19 protein-coding genes are annotated in these 16,667 nt (G+C 68.5%); 7 read left to right on the top strand and 12 right to left on the bottom strand.

Features of this window, described 5'->3' with window-relative positions; genetic code table 11:
• Nucleotides 1-3 precede the first annotated feature (3 nt).
• From AAFF32_RS05715 to AAFF32_RS05690, 6 genes are all read left to right on the top strand, one after another.
• A complete protein-coding gene (locus AAFF32_RS05715) occupies nucleotides 4-489 on the top strand; it encodes a GNAT family N-acetyltransferase (RefSeq protein WP_216961326.1) in 486 nt (161 codons plus the stop codon).
• Nucleotides 486-941, top strand: a complete 456-nt coding sequence (locus tag AAFF32_RS05710) for a nucleoside deaminase (protein WP_216961328.1) — start codon at nucleotides 486-488, stop codon at nucleotides 939-941. The genes AAFF32_RS05715 and AAFF32_RS05710 overlap by 4 nt, the downstream gene beginning before the upstream one ends.
• Nucleotides 942-945: 4 nt before the next feature.
• Entirely contained in the window at nucleotides 946-1,356 is a 411-nt protein-coding gene (locus AAFF32_RS05705) for a DUF5655 domain-containing protein (RefSeq protein WP_342316774.1), read from the top strand.
• A gap of 91 nt (nucleotides 1,357-1,447) precedes the next feature.
• Nucleotides 1,448-2,155: a helix-turn-helix domain-containing protein gene (locus tag AAFF32_RS05700; protein ID WP_342316773.1), complete on the top strand. Its 708-nt coding sequence runs from the start codon at nucleotides 1,448-1,450 to the stop codon at nucleotides 2,153-2,155.
• Nucleotides 2,156-2,196: 41 nt separating this feature from the next.
• Nucleotides 2,197-3,261, top strand: a complete 1,065-nt coding sequence (locus tag AAFF32_RS05695; protein ID WP_216961334.1) for a hypothetical protein — start codon at nucleotides 2,197-2,199, stop codon at nucleotides 3,259-3,261.
• A gap of 46 nt (nucleotides 3,262-3,307) precedes the next feature.
• Complete coding sequence (locus tag AAFF32_RS05690; RefSeq protein WP_216961335.1) at nucleotides 3,308-3,754, top strand: OsmC family protein; 447 nt, start codon at nucleotides 3,308-3,310, stop codon at nucleotides 3,752-3,754.
• A 142-nt stretch (nucleotides 3,755-3,896) separates the two neighbouring features.
• Here AAFF32_RS05690 and hslU read toward each other — a convergent pair whose 3' ends face one another.
• The 12 genes from hslU to AAFF32_RS05630 form a co-directional block, all read right to left on the bottom strand.
• Nucleotides 3,897-5,285 carry an ATP-dependent protease ATPase subunit HslU gene (gene hslU / locus AAFF32_RS05685; protein WP_342316772.1) on the bottom strand — a complete coding sequence of 463 codons (1,389 nt, stop codon included), beginning with the start codon at nucleotides 5,283-5,285 and terminating at the stop codon, nucleotides 3,897-3,899.
• 90 nt (nucleotides 5,286-5,375) lie between these two features.
• A complete protein-coding gene (hslV, locus tag AAFF32_RS05680; protein WP_158982858.1) occupies nucleotides 5,376-5,927 on the bottom strand; it encodes an ATP-dependent protease subunit HslV in 552 nt (183 codons plus the stop codon).
• A gap of 114 nt (nucleotides 5,928-6,041) precedes the next feature.
• Nucleotides 6,042-6,242: a DUF3079 domain-containing protein gene (locus tag AAFF32_RS05675; RefSeq protein ID WP_342316770.1), complete on the bottom strand. Its 201-nt coding sequence runs from the start codon at nucleotides 6,240-6,242 to the stop codon at nucleotides 6,042-6,044.
• Nucleotides 6,243-6,378: 136 nt separating this feature from the next.
• Nucleotides 6,379-7,215: a tyrosine recombinase XerC gene (gene xerC, locus AAFF32_RS05670; RefSeq protein WP_342317232.1), complete on the bottom strand. Its 837-nt coding sequence runs from the start codon at nucleotides 7,213-7,215 to the stop codon at nucleotides 6,379-6,381.
• 110 nt (nucleotides 7,216-7,325) lie between these two features.
• The gene (locus AAFF32_RS05665; RefSeq protein ID WP_342316769.1) at nucleotides 7,326-8,000 is read right to left on the bottom strand and encodes a DUF484 family protein; all 675 of its coding nucleotides are present in this window, start codon (nucleotides 7,998-8,000) and stop codon (nucleotides 7,326-7,328) included.
• Nucleotides 7,993-8,838 (bottom strand): diaminopimelate epimerase, encoded by an 846-nt coding sequence (dapF, locus tag AAFF32_RS05660; protein ID WP_342316768.1) that lies wholly within the window; start codon nucleotides 8,836-8,838, stop codon nucleotides 7,993-7,995. The genes AAFF32_RS05665 and dapF overlap by 8 nt, the downstream gene beginning before the upstream one ends.
• Nucleotides 8,835-9,095, bottom strand: a complete 261-nt coding sequence (locus AAFF32_RS05655) for a lipoprotein (protein WP_342316767.1) — start codon at nucleotides 9,093-9,095, stop codon at nucleotides 8,835-8,837. The genes dapF and AAFF32_RS05655 overlap by 4 nt, the downstream gene beginning before the upstream one ends.
• Before the next feature lie 36 nt (nucleotides 9,096-9,131).
• Nucleotides 9,132-9,548, bottom strand: a complete 417-nt coding sequence (locus tag AAFF32_RS05650) for a YbaN family protein (RefSeq protein WP_216961349.1) — start codon at nucleotides 9,546-9,548, stop codon at nucleotides 9,132-9,134.
• Nucleotides 9,549-9,684: 136 nt separating this feature from the next.
• On the bottom strand, nucleotides 9,685-11,787 hold the full coding sequence (locus AAFF32_RS05645; protein ID WP_342316766.1) for a S9 family peptidase: 2,103 nt from the start codon (nucleotides 11,785-11,787) through the stop codon (nucleotides 9,685-9,687).
• 281 nt (nucleotides 11,788-12,068) lie between these two features.
• Nucleotides 12,069-14,189, bottom strand: coding sequence for a prolyl oligopeptidase family serine peptidase (locus AAFF32_RS05640; RefSeq protein WP_342316765.1), 2,121 nt, complete (start codon nucleotides 14,187-14,189; stop codon nucleotides 12,069-12,071).
• A gap of 152 nt (nucleotides 14,190-14,341) precedes the next feature.
• Nucleotides 14,342-14,644, bottom strand: coding sequence for a hypothetical protein (locus tag AAFF32_RS05635; RefSeq protein WP_216961357.1), 303 nt, complete (start codon nucleotides 14,642-14,644; stop codon nucleotides 14,342-14,344).
• Nucleotides 14,645-14,958: 314 nt separating this feature from the next.
• Nucleotides 14,959-15,927 carry a YafY family protein gene (locus tag AAFF32_RS05630; RefSeq protein WP_216961360.1) on the bottom strand — a complete coding sequence of 323 codons (969 nt, stop codon included), beginning with the start codon at nucleotides 15,925-15,927 and terminating at the stop codon, nucleotides 14,959-14,961.
• Between the two features lie 123 nt (nucleotides 15,928-16,050).
• Between AAFF32_RS05630 and AAFF32_RS05625 the strand changes: the two genes are divergently transcribed.
• Complete coding sequence (locus AAFF32_RS05625) at nucleotides 16,051-16,662, top strand: hypothetical protein (RefSeq protein WP_342316763.1); 612 nt, start codon at nucleotides 16,051-16,053, stop codon at nucleotides 16,660-16,662.
• The last annotated feature ends 5 nt before the right edge of the window (nucleotides 16,663-16,667 follow it).

Raw genomic sequence — 16,667 nt, 5'->3', positions numbered from 1 at the left:
CGCATGACCGCTCCGCTCAACGCCCTGCGCTGGCAGGCCCGCCTGTTCCGCGAACTCGACGCCGGCACGCTGTACGCGCTGCTCAAGCTGCGTTCGGAAGTGTTCGTCGTCGAGCAGCAGTGCGTGTACCTGGATCCCGACGGCAAGGACACGCATCCGGACACGGTGCATGTGTTCGCGACCGACGACGACGGCGCCATCGCCGCCTACCTGCGCATCCTCGCGCCGGGCCTGAGCTACCCGCAGGTGAGCTTCGGCCGCGTGCTCACCGCGCCGGCCTGGCGCGGCCGCGGCCTCGGCGATCCGCTGGTGCATCAGGCGCTGGCGCAGATCCAAGCGCGCTGGCCCGGCTGCGACGTGCAGATCGGCGCGCAGGCGCATCTGCAGCACTATTACGCGCGGCACGGTTTCGTGCCGTCTTCCGAACCCTACCTCGACGACGGCATCGCGCACATCGACATGCTGCGTGCCGCTGGAGCTTCCGCATGATCCATACGCCCGACTACCGCGCCCTGCTCGCCACCGCCGTCGAGGAAGCCCGCAAGGGGCTGGCCGAAGGCGGCATTCCGATCGGCGCGGCGCTGTACCACGACGACGGCCGTCTGCTCGGCTGCGGCCACAACCGCCGCATCCAGGAGAACGACCCGTCGGTGCACGGCGAAACCGACGCCTTCCGCAAGGCCGGCCGCCAGCGCCGCTACCGCGACACCATCATGGTCACCACGCTGGCGCCGTGTTGGTACTGCAGCGGACTGGTGCGCCAGTTCAACATCGGCACGGTGGTGGTGGGCGAATCGGTGAACTTCCGCGGCGGCATCGACTGGCTGCGCGAGAACGGCGTCAAGGTGATCGACCTGGAAGACGCGCAGTGCATCGGCATGCTCGGCGATTACATCGCCGCGAACCCGGACGTGTGGAACGAGGACATCGGCGAGGATTGAGCGCATGCCGGCGTGGTCCTGCCCGAACTGCGGTCGCGTCTTCAACCGCGCCAACGTGAAGCACAGCTGCGGCACGGGCGACCGCGCGGCGATGCTGGCGAACAAGCCGGCGGCACTCGTGGCGCTGTACGAGGAACTGGAACGCACGGTGCGCGGCTACGGCGACGTCGAGATCGTGCACAAGGATCGCTACGCGCTGCTGCGCACCACGCGCATCTTCGCCGACGTGGTGTTCATGAAGGACGCGTTGCGCCTGGCGTTGCAGCTGGACCGCGAGTTCGACCACCCGCAGTTCTTCAAGACCGCGCGCGATGAACGCGGCCGCGTGCAGCAGGTCGCGAAGCTGCGCGATGCGGCCGACCTGCGCGCCATCGAACCCTGCCTGCGCGCGGCCTGGCAGTTCGCCGCCGGCTGAGGGTTTCAACCCGGCGCCGCGCTCGTGCATCCCAGGACGGGCTGACTTCCGCCACTGGCCCGTTCCGTCCCGCGTCCCTCAGGATTCCCGCATGCACGCCCACGCCGGTTTCGAAACCCGCCATGACGCCCGCGACGTGCTCGGCACGCACCGGCACGGCGGCGCGTACGCGGCACTGGTGATCGACGGCAGCCACGTCGAGGCCAGCCCCGACGGCCCCATCGCCTGCGAGCCCGGCACGCTGGTCCTGCACCCGCGCTGGCATGCGCACGGCAACCGCTTCGGGCGGTTCGGCGCGACGGTGGCGAACCTCGACCTGGTCGATGCCGCCGCACCGGACACGCTGCGCGTGCTGCGCGTACCGGACGCGAGGCAAGCACGGGCGGTGTTCACCGATGCGCCGCAGCGGCTGGGCGAACTCATCGCCGCGTGCACGCCGGTGCGCGCGCCCGAGCTGCATGCGTGGCAGGCAGAGTTCCTGCGGGAGCTGGAGCTGGGCGAGCTGGACGTCGCCACGCTGGCGCGCCGCGCGGGTGTCTCGGCCGCGCATGCCTCGCGCGTGTTCGCGGTTTCGCACGGAATGCCGCCGCAGTTGTTGCGTCGCGAACTGCGCTGCCGCCGCGCTCTGCGCCTGCTGGCCGATGGCCTGGCACTGGCCGACATCGCCGCGCTCGCCGGATTCGCCGACCAGGCACACCTCAGCCGGACGCTGCGCGCCGCCACCGGCGCCACGCCGTCGCGGTTGCGGGGGCAGATCAAATGCGTTCAAGACGCCCCGCCCCGCCCCCCGCTGCAATGAGCGTGAAGACGGCCGCCGGCCGTCGACCGAACGGATTCCCCATGCCCCACGCCATCCGCATCGCCCCACTGTTCCTCGCCGCACTGTTGCCGGCCGCGTACGCCGCCGAGCCTGAAACGTCCACGCCGGCCGCGACCGCCGCGATCGCCGAGTCCACCAACGCGATCCTGCAGGGCGATGGCCCGCGTGCGGTGCGCGCACTGCGCGAATCGCCCATCGACGGCTTCCGCGGCAAGGACGCCGTCTACCGGGCCTGCATGCTGGCGCGCCACGCGGATGCGCCGGTGTTCGCCACCGACGCCATCACCGACGACTTCGCCCGCGGCGTGCTGCACGATTACCAGGACTACTGGTGGCACGCGATGAAGTCGCCGTCGCAGCGCGCGGCACTGGAAGGAAAACTGCTGGAAACCCTGCGCAAGCGCATCGGCGCCGATGCTGCGGGCGCGAAGGACATGGACGCGCTGGAACCGATCCTGCAAGGCCAGCTGCTCGCGCACGGCTACCGCGCGCAACTGGGCCGCACCCTGCCGCTGCGCGAGCTGATGATGTGGCGCAAGCAGGACACCCGTCCGTACAACGTGGAACTGCCGGAAGGCCCGTACACCGTGAAGGTGGAGCTGCTGGACGACTGGGTCAGCCGCGGCTGGACGTCGTACGGCCGTTGCGAGCGCGGCTCCGCCGGTGGCTGGGCGACCGCCGAAGCGCTGTACGCCGTGGTGCCCAGCTACAGCGAAGGCCTCGACAGCGAAGCGTTCCGCGTCGTGTTCCTCGGCCACGAAACGCAGCACTTCGCCGACCAGAACGCGTTCCCCGGCATGGCCTCGTGGGAACTGGAATACCGCGCCAAGCTGGTCGAACTGGCGCAAGCGCGCGAAGTCAGCGCCAAGCGCCTGGGCTCGTTCATCTCCGCGCAGAGCGACGACATGGATTCGCCGCATACGTACGCCAACAAGCGCGTCGTCGCCGACCTCACCGCGCGGCTGGGCGAATCGCCGGACAAGGTGAGCATCGAGCGCCTGCAACAGGCCGCGCGCGATCAGCTCATCGAGGACACGCGCCGGCGCAAGGCCGCAGGTGCGCACGCCGATCCTGTCGCCCGCTGAGCGCGCTGTGGCATGGTGGCGGCCCGCCCACACGGAAGCCGCCGCCATGTCCGAACACCTCGCCTCGATCCGCTGGACCCGCAACGGCCAGCCGTTCGACTACGAGCATTACCCGCGCGATCACGAGGTGCGTTTCGAACGCGGGCAACGCATCACCGGCTCGGCGGCGCCGGCCTACTTCGGCAGCGCGCAGGGCGTGGATCCGGAGGAGATGCTGGTCGCGGCGCTGTCGTCGTGCCACATGCTGACGGCGCTCGCGATCGCGGCGAAGAAGGGCTGGACCGTCGATGCCTACGAGGACGATGCGGTCGGCACGCTGGGCAAGAACGACGAAGGACGCGCGGCGGTCACGCATGTGACGCTGCGTCCGCGCATCGTGTTCGCCGACCAGGCGCCGAGCGCGGAAGAGCTCAAGAAGCTGCACGAGTCCGCGCATCGCAATTGCTTCATCGCGAGCTCGGTGAAGACGGTGGTTGCGGTGGAGCCGCGCTGATCACAGCCCCTCCCCCTGCTTGCAGGGGGAGGTTGGGAGGGGGTCGAGGCGCGTCAGCGCCGAGCTCGCCGCGATGCGGCTTCGCCACCCCTCCCCAACCCTCCCCTGCGCGCAGGGGAGGGAGCATTCGTGGAGTTTGGGCTTACAGAATGTACCGGCTCAGATCCGGATCCTGCACCAGCTCGCCCAGGTGCTGATTGACGTAGGCGCGGTCGATGCGCACCGCCTGTCCGTCGCGATCCGGCGCCTCATAACTGAGCACATCGAGCAGACGCTCCAGCACCGTGTGCAGGCGACGCGCGCCGATGTTTTCCTGGCGCTCGTTCACCTGCGCTGCGATTTCCGCCAGGCGCTCCACCGCGTCCGGCGTGAATTCCAGGCCCACGCCTTCGGTGCGCAGCAGTTCGATGTACTGCGTCGTCAGCGCGGCCTTGGGCTCGGTGAGGATGCGCACGAAGTCGTCCTTGCTCAGCGCGCTCAGTTCCACGCGGATCGGGAAGCGACCCTGCAGTTCGGGGATGAGATCGCTCGGCTTGGCCAGATGGAACGCGCCCGACGCGATGAACAGGATGTGGTCGGTCTTCACCGGGCCGTACTTGGTGCTCACGGTGGAGCCTTCCACCAGCGGCAGCAGATCGCGCTGCACGCCTTCGCGGCTGACGTCGCCGCCGCTCAGGCCCGCTTCGCTGCGCTTGGCGACCTTGTCGATCTCGTCGATGAAGACGATGCCGTGCTGTTCGCAGGCCTCGATGGCGGCCTCGCGCACTTCGTCTTCGTTGACCAGCTTGCCGGCTTCCTCTTCCGTCAGCTGCGAACGCGCGGTGCGGATCGGCAGCGTCTTCTTGTGCGTCTTCGCGCCGGCCACCTGCGAGAACATCTGCCGCAGCTGCTGGCCCATTTCCTCCATGCCGGGCGGCGCCATGATGTCGACGCCGACGTTCACCGCCGTCTCGATCTCGATCTCGCGGTCGTCCAGCGCGCCGCTGCGCAACTGCTTGCGCAGCTTGGCGCGGGTTTCGTTCTCCTGCGACGAGGGTTCGTCCTTCGCCGCTTCTTCGGCATTGAAACCGAACACGGTCGTCGCACCCTGGCGGCGTGGCAGCAGCGCATCGAGGATGCGCTCCTCGGCGCGCTCTTCGGCCTGCGTGCGCACGCGGTGCTTGGCCTGCTCGCGATACAGCTTCACCGCCGTGTCGGCCAGGTCGCGCACGATCTGCTCCACGTCCTTGCCGACGTAGCCGACCTCGGTGAAGCGCGTGGCTTCCACCTTCACGAACGGCGCGTTGGCCAGCGTCGCCAGGCGGCGTGCGATCTCGGTCTTGCCCACGCCGGTCGGGCCGATCATCAGGATGTTCTTGGGCATGACCTCGTTGCGCAGCTCGGCCGGCAGCTGCATGCGGCGCCAGCGGTTGCGCAGGGCGATCGCGACCGCGCGCTTGGCCGAATGCTGGCCGACGATGTGTCGATCCAGCTCCTGCACGATCTCGCGCGGCGTCATGGTGGCGTTGGAGTTATCAGGCTTGATGGGCATTTTTCGGGATTCGGGATTCGGGAGTGGGGATTCGCAAAAGCAAGGCGGGACGGGCTTCGAATCTCGAATCCCTAATCCCTAATCCCGGCTCTACAGTTCTTCCACCACCACGTTGCGGTTCGTGTAGATGCACACGTCGCCGGCGATGTTGATCGCCTCGGTGGCGATGGTGCGTGCGTCCAGCTGGGTATGCGCGATCAGCGCGCGCGCGGCGGACAGTGCGTACATGCCGCCGGAACCGATGGCGATGATGCCGTCCTCGGGCTCGATCACGTCGCCCGTGCCGCTGATGATCAGCGAGGTTTCCCTGTCGGCGACCGCGAGCAGCGCTTCGAGCTTGCCCAGGCGTCGCTCCGTGCGCCAATCCTTGGCCAGTTCCACCGCTGCGCGCGTGAGCTGGCCATGCTTCTCCAGCTTGGCTTCGAACAGTTCGAACAGGGTGAAGGCATCGGCGGCGGCGCCGGCGAAACCGGCCAGCACCTGGCCGTCGCGGCCAAGTCGTCGCACTTTGCGTGCGTTGGCCTTCATCACCGTGTGGCCAAGGGTGACCTGACCGTCGCCGGCGACCGCGACGCGACCGTCGCGGCGCACCGACACGATGGTCGTGGCGTGGAAAACGTTGGGGTTCTGACTCGGATCCATGCGACCTCCGGGGGATTCCCAGTGGGTGGGGGCATGGACGGGTGGGTTCAAGCCGGCGGGTTGCGCGACGATGTCAATGCGCATGCGTGAAGACGCACGCGCACGACCGAATGCCTAGAGCAACGCCATGCGTGGATTGTCCGGGGAGGGCTCGATGTCCCACTCCTCGTACCAGTGTTCGCCCTGCGATTCGGCCGGGTGCATGACGCGTCCGGAGCCGTTGCCGCAGGCCAGCGATTGCGCCGGGCAGTAGCGGTCGCAGCCCCAGCAGATGCGCTCGGGGTGTTTGGGATTCAGGGGGAAGTTCTTCGCCATGGCCCGGGTCTCCACTGGATATTTGCCCGTGCAAGCAAAGCTACGGACGAGGCCCGGCGGGAGATTTGAGACGAGTCAGAAAAGTTCCTGGACCCTCTCCAGGAGGCCTCGCGAGAGCGGTCGGTACGGAAAGCGTTCAGCCTTCGCCGGTCTTGCGGCGGGCACGCGGGTGCGCGGCGTCGTACGCCTTGGCCAGGTGCTGGTAGTCCAGGTGGGTGTAGATCTGCGTGGTGGCGATGTCGGCGTGGCCGAGCAGCTCCTGCACGCCACGCAGGTCGCCGGAGGATTCCAGGATGTGGCTGGCGAAGGAATGCCGCAGCAGGTGCGGATGCACGCGCTTGAACAATCCCTGCTGCTGCGCCAGATGACGCAGCCGCAACTGCACCGCGCGCGGCGTGATCGGCGCGCCGCCGCGACCGGGAAACACCGGTGCGTCGTTGCCCGCGCCCGTGGACGCGCGCCATTCGCCCAATGCGTTACGCGCATGCGAACCCAGCGGCACGCTGCGCTGCTTGCTTCCTTTGCCGAGCACGGTGACCAGCGCATCGGCCAGGTCGAGGTCGCGCCAGCGCAGCGCGCACAGTTCCGACAGACGCAGGCCCGAGGAATAGAACAGTTCCAGCAGCGCGCGATCGCGCAGGCCCAGCGGCGCATCGGTCGGCACTTCGACCAATGCCTTGGCTTCGTCGGGATCGAGCACCTGCGGCAATTTGCGCGGTGCCTTGGGCGAACGGATCGACGCGGCCGGGCTCGCTGCGATGCGCCCCTGCTTCACCAGCCAGGCATAGAAACTGCGGCATGCGGAAAGCCGCCGTTGCAGGCTCTTGGGCGACAGGCCGCGGCGGTGTTCGGCGGCGACGAAGCCGCGGATCTGCTCGCCATGCAGCGATGTCACCTCGCTGCCTTCGCGCTGCGCCCACTGTGCGAGCGCGAGCAGATCGCGCCGGTACGCATCGAGCGTGTGCGCGGACATGCGGCGTTCGACCTGCAGATGTGCGAGGTAGTCCTCGATCTGCGCCACGCGCGGCGCCTCGTCCGGTGCATCCGGTGGAAGCGACACCGCGCCGGCGCGCCCGCGCGGCATCAGCCCGGGAAGCGCTTGAGCGCGGTGGCGAGCGATTCGCCCATCATGCGCAGGAACAATGTGCCCATGCCGGGGAAGAAGCGGTTCGCATCGCGACTGCCCACCGCCACCAGGCCCACGCCCGGCAGCGGCAACAGCGCGGTGGACTGCACTTCCTCCGCGCGAACGCCGTACAGCAGCGCGTGCTTCTCCGGCTGCAGACGGCCGCACAGCGGTTCGCCGTCGGCCAGGCAGTCGCGGAACGGATGCAGGCGCGCATCGTCCTGCGCGATGACCTGCAGCCAGTCGGTATCGCCCAACCCGTCGATCGGACGGAACACCACCAGCCGCACCAGATCGCCGTTGAAGTCTTCGGCGAGGCTGGCGGCCATCGCGCGCAGCGTGTCGGCGGCGCTGCCCTGGCGCATCAGCGCCAGCGTGAGCTGGTGCGTGCGCACCGACAGGCGCTCGTTCTCCTGCGCGTTGGCGAACAGTTCCTGGAGGCGGCGCGAAAGCTCGCGGTTCTTGTCGCGCAGCACTTCCAGCTGATAGCTCGCCAGCGACGATGCCGAACCTTCCTCGCGCGGGACGACCAGGCTCAACGCGAGGTCGGGGAACTGCTGCAGGAAGCGCGGGTGCCGGCGCAGCCAGGCGGCGACTTCGTGGGCGCCGAGCTTTTCCAGCGTGTCAGTCATGAGTCCACTCTCCTTCGAAGACGAACGCAGCCGGCCCGGACATCGTCAACGGGGCATCGTCCGCAGGCCAGGCGATGCGCAGTTCGCCACCGGGCAATGCGACGGTGACGTCGCGATCCACGCGTCCGCGCCGCATCAGCACCGCCGCCGCGGCGCAGGCGCCGCTGCCGCAGGCCAAGGTCTCGCCGACGCCGCGCTCGTACACGCGCAGGCGGATGCGATCGCGCGATTCGACCTGCGCGAAGCCGACGTTCACCGATTCCGGAAAGGCCGGATGCGATTGCAGCAGGGGCGCGACGGCTTGCACTGGCGCGTGATCCACGTCGTCGACCTCGATCACCGCGTGCGGGTTGCCCATCGACACCGCGCCGAAGGTGAATACCGAGTCGTCGTGGTACAGCACGTATTCGTCCTGCGCGCCTTCGAAGCCGCGCAGCGGGATGCTGGCCGGCGCGAAGCGCGGCAGGCCCATTTCGATGCGGTAGCCGCCGCCGTCCAGGCGCGTGACGGCATGCGCGCCGACGGGGCTGTCGAGGACGAACTCGCCGCCCAGCGCGTCGCCGCGCGATTGCGCGTCGCGCACCACCCACGCGGCGATGCAGCGCGCGCCGTTGCCGCACTGCTGCGACGAGGAACCGTCGGCATTCCAGATGCGGTAACGCGCGGCGGCACCGTTGTCGGCGCGTTCGACGGTGAGGATCTGGTCGCAGCCCACGCCGGTGTGGCGGTCGGCCAGCGCGCGGCATACCTCGGGCGAAGGCGGCGGCGTATCGCCGCGCAGGTCGAGCACGACGAAGTCGTTGCCCGCGCCGTGCATCTTGGTGAAACGCAGGGTCATGAGCGCGGCGTGTCGGTGTTTTCCGGCGGATCGGAGTCGTCGTCGTCCAGGTCCGATTCGGCGTTGGTGGCGTCGGCCTTGGGCGTTTCGTCGATGGCGTCGCTGGCGTCGCCGATTTCCTGTGCCGGCGCCGCACCGGCCTGCGTGTCCACGGGGACCTTCGGCGGCAGGATCAGGGGGCCCTTGTTGCCGCACGCCGACAACAGCAGCGGCAGGGCAAGCAGGGAAACGGCGGCGAGCAGGCGGACGGGATTCATGCCCGAAGTGTAGCCCGGGGCGCGCGCGATGGAACCTCAGGCACGCGGATGCGGCGGCGGTTCCGGGCGTCGCCACAGCCAGACTGCGACCACGGCCATGATTCCGGTGCCGGTCGCGGCCATCCACCAGCGCGGCGCGGTGAGGAACATGATCACCGCGCAGACGGCCATCATCGACACCGCCAGGCGCTTGGCGCGCCGCGAAACGGCGCCGTGCGCCTCCCAGTCGCGGATCATCGGCCCGAACTGGCGATGCGCGAGCAGCCAGTCGTGCAGCTTCCGCGAACCGCGCGCGGCGGCGAAGGCCGACAGCAGCACGAACGGCACGGTCGGAAGCCCGGGGACGACGATCCCGATCACGCCCAGCGCGAGGCTGGCGTAGGCGAGCAGCCACCAGGCCCAGCGGAAGCGGGCTTTGGGGCGTGGCGTGGGCGATGGAAGCGGGGTAGTCACGTGGTGGTCTTGACGTTCCGGGGGCTTTGCGAAAGCAGTAGCGGCATGTGGCGAGCGGCGCCTCACCGCACGCCCCGGCCCTCACCCCAACCCCTCTCCCGGCGGGAGAGGGGCTTAACGCTCGGCACTGCCGGGCTTACTTCGAAGCAGTCGCCGCAGGCGCCGCGGCCAGGCCCAGCTGGTCGAGCATGAACGCATACATCTCCGACAGCTCGCGATAGCGGCGGAAACGGCCCGACTTGCCGCCATGGCCGGCGTCCATGTTGGTGCGGAACACGACGGTGTTGTCGGAGGTGTCCACGTCACGCAGGCGCGCGACGTACTTGGCCGGCTCCCAGTACTGCACCTGCGAATCCCACAGGCCGGTGCCGATGAACATCGCCGGATACGCCTGCCTGGACAGGTTGTCGTACGGCGAATACGACAGCATGTAGTCGTAGTAGTCCTTCTTTTCCGGGTTGCCCCACTCGTCGTATTCGTTCGTGGTGAGCGGGATGGTCGGATCGAGCATCGTCGTCACCACGTCCACGAACGGCACCTGCGAGAGGATCACGCGGTACGTGTCCGGCGCCATGTTGGCGATCGCGCCCATCAGCAGGCCACCGGCGCTGCCGCCGTACGCCGCGACGCGATCCTTCGCTGCATAGCCCTGCTTCACCAGGTCGTGGGTGACGTCGATGAAGTCGGTGAAGGTGTTCTTCTTGTGGAACAGCTTGCCGTCGTCGTACCACTTGCGGCCCATTTCCTGGCCGCCGCGGATGTGGGCGATGGCGTACACCATGCCGCGATCGAGCAGGCTCACCACCGGACCGTTGAAGCGCGGATCGGTGGAGGAGCCGTAGCTGCCGTAGGCGTATTGCAGCATCGCGGCCTTGCCGTCCTTCTCGAAGCCCTTGCGATACACCAGCGACACCGGGATCTTCACGCCGTCGCGCGCGGTCGCCCACACGCGCTGCGTGACGTACTTCTCCGGGTCGTAGCCGATGACGGGTTCGCGCTTGAGCAGCTTGCGCTCGCCGGTTTCGACGTTCACTTCGTACGTCGTGCCCGGCGTGGTCAGCGAGGTGTAGCTGTAGCGCAGCCACGGCGTGTCGTGTTCGGAATTGACCGACAGGCCCATCGAATATGCCGGCTCGTCGGCCTTGACGTACTCCTCCTTGCCGTCCTTCTTCAGCACGCGCAGGCGCTCCAGCGCGTCGGAACGTTCGGCGATGGTGGTGAAGCCGTCGAACAGCTCGAAGCCTTCGATGAACACGTCGTCGCGGTGCGCCACCCAGTCCTTCCACTGCTTGCGCGAGGTGGCATCCGACGGCGCGGTCATCAGCTTGAAGTTCTTCGCGCCGCCTTCGTTGGTGCGGATGACCCAGCGGCCGTCGAGGTGATCGGCCTGGTATTCCACGTCGCGCTCGCGCGGCGCGAGCACGGTGAACTTGTCCGGGTTCGCGGCCGGCGCGCAGCGCATCTCGCTCGAGACGGTGCTTTCCACGCCGATGCAGATGAACTTGTCGTCGCGCGAGCGATCGATGCCCATGTAGAAGCTGTCGTCCTTCTCCTCGTACACCAGCACGTCCTGCGAGGCGGGCGTGCCGAGCACGTGCTTCTTCACGCGCACGGTGAGCAGGGTTTCCGGATCGTTCTCGACGTAGAACAGCGTCCTGTTGTCGTCGGCCCAGACCAGGTTGGGCGAGACGCCCTTGATCTCGTCGGGGTAGACCTCGCCGGTTTCCAGGTTCTTGAAGCGGATGACGTACTGGCGGCGGCCCACGGCGTCGTCGGCCCAGGCGAGGATCTTGTTGTCCTGGCTGACTTCCCAGTCGCCGACGTTGAAGTAGTCCTTGCCCTTGGCCATGACGTTGACGTCGAGCAGCACCTGCTCGGTGGCGTTCATGTCGCCCGCGCGGCGCGCGTAGATCGGGTAGTCCTGGCCGGTCTCGAAGCGGCTGTAGTACCAGTGGCCGCGCTCGCGGTACGGCACGGAGGCGTCGTCCTGCTTGATGCGGCCGACGATCTCTTCGTACAGCTTGTTCTCCAGCGGCTTCAGCGGTGCCATCACCGCGTCGACGTAGGCGTTCTCGGCGTTGAGGTACGCCAGCATGTCGGGATTCTTGCGCTCGTCGTCGCGCAGCCAGTAGTACTCGTCCTCGCGCTGCGCGCCGAACGGGGCCTTGACGATGTGAGGCTTCTTCGCCGCATCGGGCGGGGTGGCGGTGGCGGCGAGGCTGGGGGCGGTGGTGCTCATGATCAGGCCGAAAGCAGGAGATGGGTCGGTTTCATGGATGGGGTCCGGTTGTGCCAATGACAACGTGCGGCTCTTGGAACCCCTCCCCCTGATTGCATGGGGAGAGGCAGGACTGCTTGCGCGCCACTGGCGCGCGTCCCGGCGAACGCCATCGGCTGTGCCCGATGGCCGCGGGTTGGGAGGGGGTGGTGAGGCGCGTCAGCGCCGAGCTCGCCGCTGCGCGGCTTCGCCCCCCTCCGCAACCCTCCCCTGCACGCAGGGGAGGGAGAAACAGCAGCGGCTTACTTGCCGCTCAATTCATTCCACAGGAACGTAAACGCCAACGCACTCATATGCGCCGCCTGGGCGTTGTTGGCCGAACCGCCGTGGCCGCCCTCGATGTTCTCGTAGTAGCGCACGTCCTTGCCGGCGTCGAGCATCTTCGCCGCCATCTTGCGTGCATGGCCCGGGTGCACGCGGTCGTCGCGCGTGGAGGTCATGAACAGCGCCGGCGGATAGGTGCGCTTCGCGTCGAACAGGTGGTACGGCGAGAAGGTGCGGATGTAATCCCAGTCGGCCGTGTCCGGATCGCCGTACTCGGCCATCCACGAGGCGCCGGCCAGCAGGTGGCTGTAGCGCTTCATGTCCAGCAGCGGCACCTGCACGACCACCGCGCCGAACAGCTCCGGGTACTGCGTGAGCATGTTGCCGGTGAGCAGGCCGCCGTTGCTGCCGCCCTGGATGCCCAGGTGCGGGGTCGAGGTCACCTTGCGCGCGATCAGGTCCTGCGCGACCGCGGCGAAGTCCTCGTAGGCCTTGTGGCGATTGGCCTTCAGCGCGGCCTGGTGCCAGCGCGGGCCGTACTCGCCGCCGCCGCGGATGTTCGCGACCGCGTACACGCCGCCTTTCTCGAGCCAGCCCTTGCCGACGCCGCCGGAATACGCGGGCGTCAGCGAGATCTCGAAGCCGCCGTAGCCGTACAGCAGCGTCGGCGCCTTGCCGTCGAAGGCCAGGTTCTTCGGGCGCACCAGGAAGTACGGCACGCGCGTGCCGTCCTTGGACGTGGCGAAGTGCTGTTCGATCGCATCCCGGGACGCATCGAAGAACACCGGCATCGTCTTCAGGACTTCCGGCTTCGACCCCAGCTGCGCCAGCGACAGCGTCGTCGGCGTGAGGTAGTCGGTGGCGGTGAGCCAGACCGCGTCGCTTTCGTCCGGATCCACCGCCGACACCGCCAGCGTGCCGAAGGTCGGCGCGCCGGTGAATTCCTTGCGCGTCCATTCGCCCGCGCCCGGCGTCAGCACGCTCAGGCGGTTCTTCACGTCGTCCAGCACGTTCAGCACCAGGCGCGACTTCGTCCAGGTGTAGCTGGACAGCGAGGTCTGCTCGGTCGGCGTGAACAGCGCGGTGAACTCGCGCTTGCCGGCCATGAAGTCGTCGAACTTCGTGGCGACGAGGCTGCCGGCCGGCCAGGTCTTGCCGCCGGCTTCATAGGGCTCGCGCAGCTCCAGCAACAGCCACTCGCGGTGCGCGGACTTGTTGGCGGAGTTGGGCGCGTCAATCTTCGCCAGCGAGCCATCTGCCTTCCGCAGATAGAGTTCGTCGTTGTAGAACGCCAGCGTGCGGCTGACGAAATCGCGCTCGAAGCCCGGCGTGTGATCGCGCAACGCCGCGATGTACATGTCGGTCGGCTTGCCTTCGTACACCACGCGCGCCTGCTCGATCGGCGTACCGCGCTTCCATTCCTTGACGATGCGCGGGTAGCCCGAGCTGGTCATCGAGTCGGCACCGAAGTCGGTGTAGACGTACACGGTGTCGCGGTCGATCCAGCCCAGCGCGCCCTTGGCCTCGGCGCGGAAGAAGCCGTCCTTCACCCAGCTCTTGGTGGACAGGTCGAACTCGCGGGTGACGTCGGCATCGGCGCCGCCGCGCGAGAGCGCGATCAGGCAGCGCGTGTAGTCCGGGCGCAGGCAATCCACGCCGTGCCAGACCCAGTTTTCGTTCTCGGACTTGTTCAGCGCGTCCAGGTCGATGACCGTTTCCCAGCGCGGCTTCTCCTTGCGGTATTCCTCCAGCGTCGTGCGCCGCCACAGGCCGCGCTCGTGCTGCTTGTCCTTCCAGAAGTTGTAGTAGTACTCGCCGATCTTCTCCACGCCCGGGATCTTGGCGTCGGAATCGAGGATGGCGCGGATGTCGGATTCCAGCTGCTTGAACTGCGGCGTGGACGCCAGTTCGGCCTCGGCCTGCGCGTTATGCGCCTTGACCCAGTCGAGCGAACGCTCGCCGGTGACATCTTCAAGCCAGGCATAGGGATCGGCGGACACGGCGGGGGACTCCTTGGCGGGTGCGGCGCCGGCCAGCGAGGCGACGGCAAAACCTGCGGAGATCGCCAGGGTCTGGCAGGCAAGCGACAACTTCGGCATCGGCGTTCAGGCGTGGTGATCGGAGCCGGAAACCTAGCACAGCGCGCGCGGCCCGCCGGGCGGACGGGGGCCGGACGGGGCGCGGGTGGTGTACGACGTCGCAGGGCTCGTTCGAACCCGTCTTCGGGCCGGCGGCCGGCCCGGCTGGGGGCTCAGGCCGCCTGCGAGTGGCGACGATGCAGCACCGACGGCCGGCGGCGACGCGCCTGGGCGCCGCTGCGGCGACGCGTGCGTACGGTGGCGGCCTCGTCGGCCTCGCGCGCGGGCAGGCGGAAGCGGTGCAGCGCCCACCACGCGGCCAGCGGCATCGCCACCAGCCACAGCGGCATCCAGCCGAAGGTGGGGCTGAAACCGCGCGCGGCCGGCAACAGCAACACGATCGCCACGCCGATGGCGACGGCATGACGCATCAGGACGTCGAGGTCGGGGTGGATCGAGGGGCGGGTCGGCTGCATGGCACGGGCTCCGTGGACGATGGGGCCAGCGTGCGGCGGGAGGATCTCATGGGTTGCGACGGTCTGCCGGGAGACCACACGCGGCACGCACCCCTGCCCTCGCACCTCCTGGCCCAAGGGCTGGTCTGACCCTGCCCACCTCACCCCACTCCGTTCGTCCTGAGCGTAGGCGCGAAGCGCCGAAGTCGAAGGATGAGCGGGCATCACGGCCCGTCCGCCCTTCGACTTCGCTTCGCTCAGGACGAACGGGGACACGTACGACCCCGACCCGATGCTCCGCGACTGCCTGCGCGTGCTGCTACTGCGCCCGCGCCTCAGCGCTCGTAATTGCTCAACGCCAACTGCAACAACGCCCGCGCCTGCTCGCGCAGCACCTGCGGCTCGACGATTTCCGCATCGCTGCCGTAATGCATCACGTCCATCAGCAGTTCGCGGCCGGCGCTGTAAGGCACCTTCAGCTCGTAACGGCCGTCGGGCAGGAAGCGCCCCTGCTGCTGCGAATGCCAGTGCTCGTCGGCCACCCAGCGCGCCGCCTTCGGCGTGAACACGATCGTCGCCCAGCCCTTCGGCGTGCCGGAGAAGATGCCGTAGCTCGACGCCAGATGCTGGTCGAGCTGCTCGTCGGGGAGGTCGCGCGCCGCGTCCTCGCCGAGCTTGGCCGAGCTGATGCGATCCACGGCGAAGCTGCGTAGCGCCTCGCGGTTGTGGTCCCAGGCGTCCAGGTACCAGTTCTCGCGGTAATGCGTCAGGCGCTGCGGCGAGACGAGGCGACGCGTCTGCTCGTCGGTGGAACGCGCGCGGTATTCGAAGCTCAGCTGCTTGCGATCGAGCACCGCCGTGGCGACGGTGCGGAAGGCGGTTTCGTCCAGGCGCCGCGTGCGGTGCGGGATCACGCGCACGCGCTCCACCGGCACGCGCCGGCCGCCGGCGTGTTCGTCCAGCAGCTTCTCGATGCGGTGCTGCAACGGCGCCAGTGCGTTGGACAGCACGCCGCCGCCGCTGCGCACCAGCAGCTGTTGCGCGGCCAGCAGCGAATGCAGTTCTTCCGAACTCAGCCACAGGCCGGGCAGTTCGAAGCGTTCGCCTTCGCTGTGGTCGTAGCGGAAACCCGCCTCGCCGTTGCCCACCACCGGCGCCATCAGGTAATCGCGCAGATAGGCCAGGTCGCGGTAGACCGTCGCGCGCGAACACTCCAGATCTTCCTGCAGCCGCTGCACCGTGACCGGGTAGCGCGCGGCGCTGAGGATGCGGTGCAGGGCGTGGATGCGTTCGATGCGTTCCATGGCTCGCGGGTCGAAGAATGCGGAGAGAAAGGATCGCACCGCGCCCCGATGACTGCCAGCGCCCGGCTAACTCCGGTTTAACCGGGTGCCCACGATACTGCGGCCACGACGTCAGGGGGCGTGATGGATTCGGCGCAGGGAACGCGATGGGAAGCCGCGCTGGCGGCGGGAGTGGCGGTAACGGTGACGTTCGGGATGTTCTGGAGCCTGGCGCGGCTGATGCGGCCCGCGCCCGTGCCCGCGCCGGCGCGCGTGGCGGCGACCTCCATCGAAGTGACATGGATCGTGCGCCCATCCGCGCCGACTGACGACGTCCGTCACGAATCGCAACGCCGCGCAGCGCGCACGACCGGGCGCGCCACCGCTCCTCCCGCGCGCGACGCCCGCTCCGTGAACGAGCCGGAAACGCCGACCGCGAACGCGCCCACCGGCGGCCGCACGCTCTCGGCGGTGTACCTGTCGCAGGCGCGCGCCGAGCCTGTCGCGCCGACGTCTGCGGACCCCTTCGCCAACCGCAGCGCGCGCCTGCCCGGCGAAGGCCGCGAACGCTTCCGCATGCGCACGCAGACCAGCGTGGCCACGGTCGTCAACGGCATCGGCCGGATGTTCGGCGGTCGCGATCCGGACGAGCCCTGCCGCGAGAATCGTCGAAACATCGGCGATCTGGCCCTGGACGGCGACAGCGCCGCATTGCAGCAACAGCTGGATTACGAACGCCGACTGTGTCGCCCCTAGCCGCA

It is taken from the genome of Lysobacter sp. FW306-1B-D06B, from assembly GCF_038446665.1.
In the GTDB taxonomy this organism is placed as follows: domain Bacteria; phylum Pseudomonadota; class Gammaproteobacteria; order Xanthomonadales; family Xanthomonadaceae; genus Lysobacter_J.
The sequence above is the reverse complement of the archived record's forward strand: the minus strand, read 5'-3'. Positions and strand labels throughout refer to the sequence as shown.